The organism is Vibrio sp. CK2-1, from assembly GCF_021726515.1.
Taxonomy (GTDB): domain Bacteria; phylum Pseudomonadota; class Gammaproteobacteria; order Enterobacterales; family Vibrionaceae; genus Vibrio.
The window spans coordinates 83,386-95,749 of record NZ_JAKKCJ010000005.1 but is presented as its reverse complement, the minus strand read 5'-3'; the positions used below and the strand labels follow the sequence as shown (position 1 = coordinate 95,749).

Below are 12,364 nucleotides of genomic sequence, written 5' to 3'. Positions count from 1 at the left end.
CGGTGAAAAAAGTGCAAAACTCGTCAGCTTAGATACAATGCGACTGAAATTATCTCATCTGCTCGAGCTCTGACTTTTCAGCCGATAGAGCAGCAAAGAAATAGCATTATTTAAGGATAGAGCATGAGCAAGTCTGCTGAACTATACCAAAAAGCCCAACAAACCATTCCAGGCGGCGTTAACTCTCCAGTAAGAGCCTTTAACGGTGTGGGTGGTGATCCCCTATTTATTGAACGTGCTGATGGTGCATTAATTTTTGATGCCGATGGCAAAGCTTATATTGATTACGTGGGTTCTTGGGGCCCGATGATCCTTGGCCATAATAATTCAGCGATTCGCAATGCCGTTATCAAAGCAGCAGAACGCGGCTTAAGCTTTGGCGCTCCGACCAAAACTGAAATCAAAATGGCCGAGTTAGTTTCAGAGATGGTGCCATCAATGGAACAACTTCGCATGGTAAGCTCTGGTACTGAAGCAACCATGAGCGCGATTCGTTTAGCGCGTGGCTTTACTGGTCGCGATAAAATCCTAAAATTTGAAGGTTGCTATCACGGTCATGCAGATAGCTTATTAGTAAAAGCGGGTTCTGGCGCATTAACGCTAGGTCAACCTAGCTCTCCAGGTGTTCCTGCTGATTTTGCTAAGCACACCTTAACCGCAACCTTTAATGATTTAGACTCGGTACGCGCTTTATTTGAAGCTAATCCTGAGCAAGTCGCTTGTATCATTGTTGAGCCTGTTGCCGGCAACATGAACTGCATTCCACCGGTTGAAGGCTTCCTAGAAGGTCTACGTGACATTTGTGACGAGCACAAAGCACTACTGATCTTTGATGAAGTAATGACAGGTTTCCGTGTTGCTCAAGGTGGCGCACAAGATTACTACGATATTAAACCTGACTTAACGACCCTTGGAAAAATCATTGGTGGCGGTATGCCTGTCGGTGCTTTCGGTGGTCGTAAAGATGTTATGCAATATATCGCACCAACTGGCCCTGTTTACCAAGCAGGTACGTTATCAGGTAACCCAATCGCAATGGCGGCGGGTCTAGCTTGCTTAAAAGAGTTACAAGGTGAAGAAAATGAAGCTCGCCTTGCTAAGCGAACCAAACAGTTAACCAAAGGCTTAAAGAAAGCGGCTGAAAAGTATGGTATTCCATTTACCGTTAACCGTGTTGGTGGCATGTTTGGTTTCTTCTTTACCGAGCAAAAAACCATTACCTGCTACGAAGATGTGACCAAGTGTGATACTGAGCGCTTTAAACGTTTCTTCCACTTAATGCTAGAGCACGGTATTTACCTTGCACCTTCAGCATTTGAAGCAAGCTTTATGTCACTGGCTCACTCATCACGTGAAATTGAAGCGACTATTGAAGCGGCTGAACGTTGCTTTGCTGTGATGGCTGAAGATAAGTAATCTCGCGGTTCCAGAAGTCAATGAAGAAAAGCGTTAGAGTTGCTCTAGCGCTTTTTATTTACCAGCCACTCATTAATGCCAATTAAGCACCACTAAAATAGCCAATACTGAAATCAATAACGCAAACCATGGAATCGACTTCTTCGATTTACTCTTACAGCCATTTTTATTATCACAACAGCCCATCACTATACCCCCATCGTATTCATTAACACCGCTATCTCAAATCTTCGATTGATCACATTACCAATTGTCGCCATTATAATAGCGATAATGTTACCGCTTATCTTTTGGTAACAACATACTCCTGATGACTACCATTACGCAAGGAAGATCCATGCCCACAAAATTTAGAATGACAGCCACACATTGGGTGCTGATCATTGCCCTACTTTGCGCTGCTTATGCCTGCTACTTATTGATCACGCCTTATCTAAACTCGATCATCATGGCATTTATTATTTCTTTGTTAGTGTTCCCATTACACAATAAATTAAATTTACGCTGGCCAAACCACCGGAATAGCACCGCTTTTCTTTCCTGCTTATTACTGACCTTTGTGATCGTACTTCCTTTGCTCGCCATTTTTGCCTCGATCGTTCAGCAAGGAGCCAACTTATCGCAAACCGTCTATGCTTGGGCGACCCATGGCGGTATTCAAGAAGCATTGGCTCAACCTTATGTGGTGAAAGGTTTAAGTATCATTAATCATTATCTACCTTTTGATAATATCGATCCTCAGCAATTAGCTCAGCGCGCGGCAAGATTTATCTCTCAATTCGGAAGCACTTTAGTCTCTATCAGTGCCGGGATTTTGGGTGATGCTACCAACTTTATTATGAACTTCTTTTTGATGCTGTTTGTATTGTTCTTTTTACTGCGCGATCAAGAAAGATTGGTAGATGGTATGCGACATATTCTGCCGTTATCACGCAGCCAAGAAGATCGTCTATTAAGCGAGATTGAGCAAGTTTCTAAATCTGCTGTACTTGGCTCCTTCTTAACCGCGATAGCCCAAGGGGTGGTTGGTGGATTGGCATTCTGGATTGTTGGACTACCCGGTCTATTTTTAGGCACCATGATCGGGGCGGCCTCTTTCATTCCAGTAGTCGGAACCGCATTAGTTTGGGTACCGGCAGCAGCCTATCTGTTTTTCACCGGAGAGATCACCTGGGCGATTTTCATTGTGGTATGGGGAATTGCCGTGATTGGTTCCATCGATAACCTATTGCGCCCATTATTAATGCAAGGTAGTGCAGGTATGGATACCTTGATGATCTTCTTTGCCCTACTAGGTGGTATTCAGCTATTTGGCTTGATCGGTTTGATCTACGGCCCGCTCATTTTTGCGATAACCATGGTGCTATTTAAAATGTACGAAGAAGAATTTAAGCACTTCCTCAATATGCAAGACAATAGCTAAGCCACGCTCTCTATTATTGTTTCGATTGGTATCCAGGCCTGATTATGAGAAAATCAGGCCTGTTTTATTACTAGGTAGAATATTCATGTCCACATACACAGCGCCAAGCCAGATCGCCCAACGTCAACTCGAGTACTTTCACGGTAAGCATGTTTTAATTGCCGGCGAAGCGGAAGATTTATTCTGTCTTGAATTGGCTAAGCACTGTGAATCGGTATCCATCTTTACTACTCACTATGGTTACCATAAGCAATTTGAAAAAACGGCGAATATTCAGTCTTATTTTGGCGCACAATTAGAAGCGGAAACCAAAGCCGATATGCTGCTGTTATATTGGCCAAAAGCAAAAACCGAAGCTGAATATCTACTAGCGATGTTAATGGACAAACTTGGTGTCGATACCGAAATCTGTGTCGTTGGTGAAAACCGCTCTGGTGTGAAAAGTATCGAAAAGATGTTTAGCCAATATGGCATCATCAAAAAGTATGACTCAGCCAGACGTTGTTCATTTTATTGGGGACAATGCCAGACTCCAGCGAAACCTTTCACTCTATCGGAATGGTATAAGAGCTACCCGATTACCATAGGCCAAGATACCTTAACCATTAAAAGTTTACCGGGTGTATTTAGCCATGGTGAATTTGATAAAGGTAGTGAACTACTACTAGCAACCTTACCTAAATTAAAAGGTCGAGTACTCGATTTTGGTTGTGGTGCGGGCGTAATCGGCAGTGTTATGGCGACTCGTAACCCGAACATCTCACTGGAAATGTGCGACATCAGCGCGCTTGCGATTGAATCAAGTAAAGCAACCTTACAAGCAAACGGCTTAAAAGGAACGGTATTTGCCTCAGATATCTATTCCGATATCACAGGAAAGTATGACTACTTAATTAGTAACCCACCTTTCCATTCAGGGCTGGATACCAATTATTCTGCAGCAGAAAACTTGCTTTCCCAAGCGCCGAACTACATATCTCATGCCGGTAAAATGATCATAGTGGCCAATAACTTTCTAAAATACCCTCCGATTATTCAAAAGGCTTTTGGCGAGTGCGTCACACTGGATAAAAATACCAAATTCTCAATATACTCCGCCCAGAAATAACCTCACACCTCAATTGACTCTGATAGCGTGATATTTGAACTCCCAAATATCACGTTTTTTATTATCTGTACCTAGCCCACGACTTTGAGCATTTATTATTTTGACAATTTATTGGTATTCATAGCGGTCGATCACCTTTTTTACTGTCGAAAATCAAGTTTGCTTAACTATTCGCGCATAAAATAGTAAAAAGGCATATTATCTACAGTGTGTCTTCTTTATTAGACCTAAGCTAAACTAAGCTCAAGTAACTTTAGTCAGCTTTTTTAAGTTATTCACCTAGAACAGGCAAGCAGTATCATCATGTTTAAGTCCAATAAGACTCATAAATTTCAAAGACTTCAACACACTTTAATGGTGGCCTTTCTGGTTTTAAGTCTTACCCCTCTCACGATTATTGGTCTGTTTTTCCTTCATTCTCACACCCAAGACCTACAAGAACAAAGCACCTCATATTTGACCTCAGTTCGCGACACGAAAAAACAACAAATTAACGATTATTTAAAATCTAAAGAGTCCGAAGTGATGGGTATGGTGCGCTCAGAGCTAGCCTACGCAAGCGGTGGGCGCTTTTATGGCCTAATAAGTGCATTTAACAAACTAGGCGACACACCAGAGCAAGCTCGCACAAATGCGCAACAACGTTATATTCCTGGCTCTGGCGATCAAATAAAAACCTCGGTATTGCCAGAATCACCTAACTATGCCAGCACAGAGCGTTATCGATTGCTGCATAAACGTTATCACTGGGCTTATGTTGATATTCTAAAACGCTCTGATTTCACCGATATCTTATTGGTTGATCTAGAAGGTGACGTTGCTTATTCAGTTAACAAGAACGATGAATTTGGCACTAACTTGATTTCAGGTAAGTATAAAGATTCGCCTTTAGGTACAACCTTTCAACAGCTGATCGCAACCGTTAAAGAGTCTCGTAAAAATAACGAAGACTACACCCCTATTATCTTGTCTGACTTTTCCAATCAAAATGGCGAACAGATTCTGTGGATTGGCGCGCCGATCATTCAGCAAGGCTACTTACACAGTTATGCGATGTTTAAATTGCCAAGCACTGCCTTAACCAGCACAGTGGCAGACAATAATAAGGATGTGACCAAGTTACTGGTTGGCACCGATCAGCAAGCCAAGATCCAAGGGATCACCTCCGAGCAAATTAATGCCAGTAATGAAGTCGTCACAAAAGCGTTAGCCGGACAAACAGCGGTAGGCTCTTTTACCAACAGCCTCGATGAAGAAATTATTGCAGCTTATACCCCAATCAAAATTCAAGGTAAAACTTGGGCTTTAGTCATTGAATTACCAGAAAAAGATGCCTACGCACGCGTTCAACAGTTAAAGCATATTTTTTACATTGTGATGCTGATTGGCATTATTGTGGTGTTTATCTGTTCCCACTACCTGTCGAACTTTATTACCCGACCTTTGCTTAAATTAACTTGGGTGGCAGAAAGAGTCTCCGCTGGTGATTTATCACAAGATATTATTAATATTGATCGTAAAGATGAGATAGGCCGACTCGCCACTAGCTTTGCTCGTATGCAGCGTTCAATCAAAGATAAGATAGAATTAATCGGCGACCAAAACACTAAGCTTGAAGACAATATCAAGATCATCCGCCAACAAAATGATGAGTTACATCTAGCCAATAAATTAAAAGATGAGTTTTTGGCGACCACTTCACATGAATTACGAACCCCTCTACATGGCATGGTCGGGATTGCTGAAGCATTAAACTCAGGAGCCAACGGCCCGATTCCTGCCAATCAAAAGCATCAACTTTCAATAATCATCAATAGCGGCCAACGCTTAGCCACTCTGGTCGATGATTTATTGGATTACCATAAAATGCGTTATGGCAATCTTGATATTCAAACTACTACGGTTGATTTAGCAGCCACCACTCAACTGGTATTAGAGTTATCTAAGCACCTGCTGGGTAGCAAACCAATTCGCATTATTAATCAAACGCCACAAGAGTTGCCTCTAGTATTAGCGGATGCTCAACGCTTAGAGCAAGTACTGTATAACTTGGTCGGTAATGCCATTAAATATACCTCCGAAGGTAAGATCATCATCTCGGCAACCGTACTAGAACAAAAAGTCCGTATCCAAGTCGTCGATACCGGACAAGGCATTCCTGCCGATCAGCTAGAACATATTTTTGAGCCACTGATTCAAGCAGGACAAGATGCCAGCCGTTATCGCCAAGGTGCGGGGCTTGGGTTGTCGATTAGTCGTCAATTAATTGAGCTTATGGGTGGCACTCTATATGTCAGTAGCCAGCCAATGGTGGGAACAACCTTTAGTTTCTCTTTGCCTATCGCAAACCAGCAGCAAATTGACCATTATCAACAAGATGAATTACAGAGTCACTTTCAGGTGCCGGATGCGCATAACTTTGTCAATATTGATGATTCATCCTTACCGCAAAATCCAGATGGGCCACTATTAGTCGTTGCTGATGATGAACCGGTCAACCTGCAAATTTTAGATAGCTTCTTGCGCTTAGAAGGCTACCGAGTTCGTACTGCGAGTGATGGGCTGAGTGCCATCCAATTAATTGAAGAAGAAAAGCCTGAATTGGTGTTGCTCGATATTATGATGCCGGGCATGAGTGGTTATGAAGCCTGCCAAGAAATCCGCCAACAATATGATCATGGCCAACTCCCCGTTATTTTATTAACCGCATTAAGCCAAACCAATGACAGGATCAAAGGTTTCGATTGCGGGGCAAACGACTACCTCACCAAGCCTTTTAACAAGCAAGAGCTGGCAGCTCGTATTCGTGCGCATTTAACGGCGAGTAAAGCGGAAATTCGCCGACTTGAAAATGCTCAATTACAACAAGAGTTACGAATTCGTGAACAAGTAGAAGCTAGCTTGCTGGAAACTCAAGGTCGCTTACTAGAGCAACTAGAATCAGCACCAGAAGCCATCATTTGCGTTCGAGAGGATGGTCGAGTGCGCTTTGCCAATGATTCAGCAGCCAAGCTATTTAGGCGAACTCCAGAACAACTTAAACGCTCTCAAGCCGATGAAATTATCGCACCGAAATTTCTTAAGACCGCTCAAGAGCATTTCTGCGGTGAAGTCGATATTTTCATTGAAGATAAGAGAGAGCATATCAAGACCGATATTTTAACCTTACCCGAAGGTTCTGGCTTGAAATACATCTACATATTCAACGTAGGCGGTGGCGTGAATGCTCAACGCATTGATAACCTAGAAACGGCAATTGAAGCCCTTTCAAGCTACGCCTTTGAAGGGGATAAAAACAAACTCCAGCAATTAAAAGAGTTAGGCGGAGAATTCACACGTCTAGCCGATAAAGTGTCAAACAAAAGCGAAGACAAACAGCAGGTAATGCGTGAAATACTAGTCGAGACGATGAACTGCGCATTGGATTATTGGGAATCAGATAGCGGCCAAACTAAGTTTAATTTAGCGGAACAAAGTGGCTTATGGCGCGTATATCTTGACCGTAGTACTTTGCAAACTCGAACGTTAGATAAGTACCTAAGAATCGAAACCTTACCGAAAACCCCTCGCTGGCGTACCGTACTGAATACCATTGACTATATTTTACAGCATACGTCATCAGAAACGCCTCAACGACAGCAATTATTGGCTTGTCGCGAGAAGCTACAAACGCTTATCACCACTTAACAAAATAGCCTCTACCCTTGTCACAATGAAAGCCAGCACCAGTATGCTGGCTTTTATTTTGCTATAAATTAATCACCTTCTAAAACCCATCGCGATTGCATTCCAGTCTCTAGAGAGATAGGTACTATTACCATCTCTCTAGAGTAAGTACAGCCTACTTAGGTTATCCATAGACACTTCTATGAAGCTTGGTGCTTATCTATTTCACATCAGCTGAAGTTATCCATTGAATACTAGTAACGCACTATTCAGCCTGAATCCCTCTAATTCACACTAGCTCATACACTTATTTTTCAATTAAAATAAACCATATTGAAAACCATAATTACTGCTGTTTATTTCAACTAAATGTCGATTTAAAAATCATTATTTCTATTTTATTACAGGTAATGCGAAGCCAATCACAACAAATCGGCAATATTATTTTTTCAACGAAAACAAAGAGACGAATCGAATAGTGATCATTATCAACAAATAACCACAAAAAACCACAACCAAACAAACATAGAGATTATAAAGATAGTGAGCACTCACATTAAGACAAATAAAGCCAACAAATAGTGATACCAATCACATTAACAAACCGCTCAAATATCGACCGTAAAACCTAGTTCTTTACGATTTTAACGAGAAACACCTATCTTTTAACGTTTTTAACGGGAATAGAAATTGACGATTTCAACGCTAAGGTGTTTTCTTGTATTGCCAAAGGCCTACAGGCCACTCTGAAATGTCGCATAGGGTGTAACAGAACATCACACCCAAATAGGAAGTGACATTAATGAGGTAGGTCTTAAGCGAGTGTTTATCAATTGATGACATTCCTTTTAATTAAGCTAAAACAAAAGCAAAAGTAAGGAACAGCTATGCTTACCAATATCAAGAAAACAGCAATCGCAGCAGCAGTACTTTCTGTCGCTGCAACAGGCTTTACTTCAGTTGCTACAGCTGCAGAACGCAGTGAGTTAACTATTGTGCCTGATTTCTACCCTACAATGGTTCGAAACTTCAACCCATACCTTGGTGCAACTAACTTAAAAACAACCACTGACTTCATTTATGAACCACTCGTTATCTTTAATGAAATGCACGGCAATACACCTGTAATGCGTCTTGCTAAAGATTTCAAAATGTCTGATGACTTAATGTCAGTAACATTTGATATTCGTGAAGGCGTAAAATGGTCTGATGGAAAAGCCTTTTCTGCCAATGATGTTGTTTATTCTTATGACCTATTGAAAAAATACCCAGCGCTTGATCAGTCTGGTATTAACAAATGGGTGAAAAGTGTAGAGAAGAAAGGTGATTATCAAGTTATCTTCCACCTAACTGAAGCAAATTCAAACGTACCTTATGAGATTTCTAAAGTACCGGTTGTTGCTGAGCACGTATGGAAAGACGTAAAAGATCCAACAAGCTTTACCAACGAAAACCCTGTAGGTACTGGTCCATTTACTGAAATCGATACCTTTACTCCACAACTTTACATTCAGTGTGCTAACCCAAATTACTGGGATGCAGATAACCTAGATATCGACTGTCTACGTGTTCCGCAAATTGCTAATAACGACCAGCTACTTGGCAAAATTGTTAACTCTGAGCTTGATTGGACATCGTCATTCGTACCAGACATCGATAAAACTTACGCATCTGTAAGCCCTAATCACCATTACTGGTACCCACCAGCAGGTACACAAGCGTTCATGGTTAACTTTGCAGAGAAAGATCCTGCGAAGAAAGAAGCGCTAACTAACGTTGATTTCCGTCGTGCATTCTCGATGGCACTTGATCGTCAAACTATCATCGATATCGCTTTCTACGGTGCAGGTACTCCAAACGATTTCGCTTCAGGTATAGGTTACACATTTGAAGCTTGGTCTGATGAGAAAGTTCACAACGAATATAAGAAATACAACACTTATAACGTTGAAGGTGCGAAAGCATTATTGAAGAAAGCTGGCTTTGTCGATAAAGACGGTGACGGATTTGTCGATACTCCATCAGGTAAATCTTTTGAATTATTAATTCAATCACCAAATGGTTGGACTGACTTTAACAACACAGTACAACTTGCAGTTGAGCAACTACAAGATGCTGGTATTAAAGCCAAAGCTCGTACGCCTGAATTTGCGGTTTATAACCAAGCAATGCTAGAAGGTAACTACGATGTAGCTTACACCAACTACTTCCACGGTGCGGATCCATACACTTACTGGAACTCAGCATATAACTCAGCACTACAAAGTGGTGAAGGTATGCCTCGTTTCGCAATGCACTTCTTTAAAAACGCTGACTTAGATAGCTTGTTAAACAGCTTCTACAAAACAGCGGATAAAAATGAGCAGTTAACTATCGCTCATAAGATTCAGAAGATCATTGCTGAAAACCAAGTAACTATCCCAGTGTTATCTGGTGCTGCTATGTACCAATACAACACCAAGAAATTTACTGGTTGGTGGAATGAGAAAAACCCGAAAGGTCGTCCACAAATTTGGGCTGGTATTCCAGAGCGTCTACTTCACGTACTGGACCTAAAACCTGTTAAGTAACATGCAACCCCGCGGTGCGCTCATTTGCTAGCAGCGCACCGCCTTTAAACTTCCCCTCTTGATACGAAAATGTATGGCGCTCGGCGTCAGGGGATTTCTTTGTCTGAAATAGACTGCCTGAAACCAGAGTCAGGCCAAAAAATCTGGGAAAGTTAAGGTGTAAGTTATGGGATTTTTCTTAAAACGTTTAGGATTTTATTTTATCGCGCTGGTCGTGGCTGCCACGATTAATTTTGCGATTCCACGTGCCATGCCAGGCGACCCAGTAACCATGATGTTCGCACATGCTACTGTTCAGGTAACGCCAGAGCGTATTGCTGCAATGAAAGAACTTTTAGGTTTTGTCGATGGCGGCATTATTGCGCAATATTTTGCCTACATTAAAAATATTTTTAGCTGGAATTTAGGAACCTCAATCCAATTCTACCCTCTCTCTGTTGAAAAGTTACTTGGTGGTGCATTTGGCTGGTCATTATTTCTAGCGGGTACTGCGGTTATCTTCTCATTCTCTATCGGTTCGATTCTGGGCATTTTTGCAGCGTGGAAACGCGGTAGTAAATACGATGCGTTTATTTCTCCAGGTATGCTGGTTATTCAAGCGGTACCTCAAGTGGTTATCGCCATGCTCGCGATGTTTACTTTTGCTGTCGGTCTACGTTGGTTCCCAACTGGTTATGCTTATACCGCAGGTAACATTCCAGATTGGACAAGCTGGGTATTTATTAAAGACGTACTTTGGCATGCCGTTCTACCTCTATTTTGTGCCTCGGTAGTACAGATTGGCGGCTTCCTAATTAACATGCGTAACAACATGATCAACCTTCTTAATGAAGACTACATCACCATGGCGAAAGGCAAGGGCCTAAGCGAAAACCGCGTGGTCTTTAACTACGCAGCACGTAACGCCATGCTACCAAGTGTTACCGCACTTTCTATGTCACTCGGCATGGCAATTGGTGGTCAGCTTATCGTAGAAATCATCTTTAACTACCCGGGTCTTGGTTCAGTACTATTTAACGCTATCAATGCGCGTGATTACCAAGTTCTTCAAGGGCAACTTCTTATCATGACCTTATTCATGCTGTTCTTTAACTTACTCGCAGACATGCTGTATGTCGTACTTGACCCTCGCCTACGTAAGGGAGGCAAATAATCATGAAAGCTCTCATTAAATTACTTTCAGGTAACCCAAAAGCCATGTTTGGCGTGGTGATCCTAACGGTTTTCATCTTAATGGCTCTATTTGCTCCATTAATTACCAAACATGAACCAGACCGTCGTACTGGTAATCCACACGAATACCCAAGTTTAGTCACTCACATGGCAAAACAAAGTCCTGATGGATGGGTAGCACAAAACCTAGCGAATGATCGCCGCACTATGATCATGTCGAAAAAAGAAGACCATGTTCTAGGGACAACTCGTATGGGACGTGATGTTTGGTCTCAACTTGCATACGGGGCTCGCGTATCTCTAGGTGTGGGTTTTGGCGCAGGCTTAGTGGTGTGTTTCCTTGCAACCATTATCGGGGTTTCAGCTGGTTACTTTGGTGGCAAAGTTGATGACATTTTAACTGCTGCCATGAATATCATGCTGGTTATTCCACAATACCCACTACTGTTCGTTCTGGCGGCCTTTATCGGTGAGGCTGGTCCACTGACGATAGCACTGATTATCGGTTGTACTTCCTGGGCTTGGGGCGCAAGGGTTATTCGTTCTCAAACCTTAGCACTACGTGAAAAAGAGTTTGTAAAAGCAGCAGAAGTATTAGGTGAATCTTCATTCCGAATCATTTTCGTGGAAATTCTACCTAACCTAATTTCCATTGTAGGGGCTAGCTTCATCGGTTCTGTGATGTACGCCATCATGATGGAAGCCACCATTTCATTCTTGGGTCTTGGCGATCCAAGCACTATCAGCTGGGGCATCATGCTCTATAACGTACAAACTTCTTCAGCCATTCTAGTCGGCGCTTGGTGGGAATTAATTACCCCATGTTTAGCTTTGACTGCCTTAGCAGTTGGTTTAGCGATGCTTAACTTCGCGGTTGATGAAGTGGCTAACCCACAACTTCGTTCGCACAAGGGAATGAAGCGTTGGAAGAAGATTGCAGAACAAGACCAAAAAGCACGTGAGCCTGAGTTGCCACCACAAAATGCAGTTTGGAGCGGAGATAAATAA

General features: G+C 42.2%; 7 protein-coding genes. All 7 read left to right on the top strand.

The annotated features are described in order from the left end of the window. Positions 1–123 precede the first annotated feature (123 nt). The 7 genes from hemL (at position 124) to L3V25_RS13505 (ending at position 12,364) form a co-directional block, all read left to right on the top strand. Positions 124–1,416 (top strand): glutamate-1-semialdehyde 2,1-aminomutase, encoded by a 1,293-nt coding sequence (hemL, locus tag L3V25_RS13535; RefSeq protein ID WP_237296041.1) that lies wholly within the window; start codon positions 124–126, stop codon positions 1,414–1,416. Between the two features lie 337 nt (positions 1,417–1,753). Then, positions 1,754–2,839 carry an AI-2E family transporter gene (locus tag L3V25_RS13530; protein ID WP_237296040.1) on the top strand — a complete coding sequence of 362 codons (1,086 nt, stop codon included), beginning with the start codon at positions 1,754–1,756 and terminating at the stop codon, positions 2,837–2,839. 85 nt (positions 2,840–2,924) lie between these two features. Beyond that, positions 2,925–3,947: a 16S rRNA (guanine(1207)-N(2))-methyltransferase RsmC gene (gene rsmC, locus L3V25_RS13525; protein WP_237296039.1), complete on the top strand. Its 1,023-nt coding sequence runs from the start codon at positions 2,925–2,927 to the stop codon at positions 3,945–3,947. 303 nt (positions 3,948–4,250) lie between these two features. Next, a complete protein-coding gene (locus tag L3V25_RS13520; RefSeq protein WP_237296038.1) occupies positions 4,251–7,634 on the top strand; it encodes a response regulator in 3,384 nt (1,127 codons plus the stop codon). A gap of 866 nt (positions 7,635–8,500) precedes the next feature. After that, positions 8,501–10,183 carry an ABC transporter substrate-binding protein gene (locus L3V25_RS13515; protein WP_237296037.1) on the top strand — a complete coding sequence of 561 codons (1,683 nt, stop codon included), beginning with the start codon at positions 8,501–8,503 and terminating at the stop codon, positions 10,181–10,183. A gap of 166 nt (positions 10,184–10,349) precedes the next feature. Beyond that, positions 10,350–11,336 carry an ABC transporter permease gene (locus tag L3V25_RS13510; RefSeq protein WP_237296036.1) on the top strand — a complete coding sequence of 329 codons (987 nt, stop codon included), beginning with the start codon at positions 10,350–10,352 and terminating at the stop codon, positions 11,334–11,336. A 2-nt stretch (positions 11,337–11,338) separates the two neighbouring features. Further along, positions 11,339–12,364 carry an ABC transporter permease gene (locus tag L3V25_RS13505; protein ID WP_237296035.1) on the top strand — a complete coding sequence of 342 codons (1,026 nt, stop codon included), beginning with the start codon at positions 11,339–11,341 and terminating at the stop codon, positions 12,362–12,364.

Excerpts from the sequence above, each read along its gene's own strand:
- rsmC (WP_237296039.1), top strand. The coding sequence starts at position 2,925 with ATGTCCACATACACAGCGCCAAGCCAGATCGCCCAACGTCAACTCGAG.
- hemL (WP_237296041.1), top strand. The coding sequence starts at position 124 with ATGAGCAAGTCTGCTGAACTATACCAAAAAGCCCAACAAACCATTCCA.
- L3V25_RS13520 (WP_237296038.1), top strand. The coding sequence starts at position 4,251 with ATGTTTAAGTCCAATAAGACTCATAAATTTCAAAGACTTCAACACACT.
- L3V25_RS13530 (WP_237296040.1), top strand. The coding sequence starts at position 1,754 with ATGCCCACAAAATTTAGAATGACAGCCACACATTGGGTGCTGATCATT.
- L3V25_RS13510 (WP_237296036.1), top strand. The coding sequence starts at position 10,350 with ATGGGATTTTTCTTAAAACGTTTAGGATTTTATTTTATCGCGCTGGTC.
- L3V25_RS13505 (WP_237296035.1), top strand. The coding sequence starts at position 11,339 with ATGAAAGCTCTCATTAAATTACTTTCAGGTAACCCAAAAGCCATGTTT.
- L3V25_RS13515 (WP_237296037.1), top strand. The coding sequence starts at position 8,501 with ATGCTTACCAATATCAAGAAAACAGCAATCGCAGCAGCAGTACTTTCT.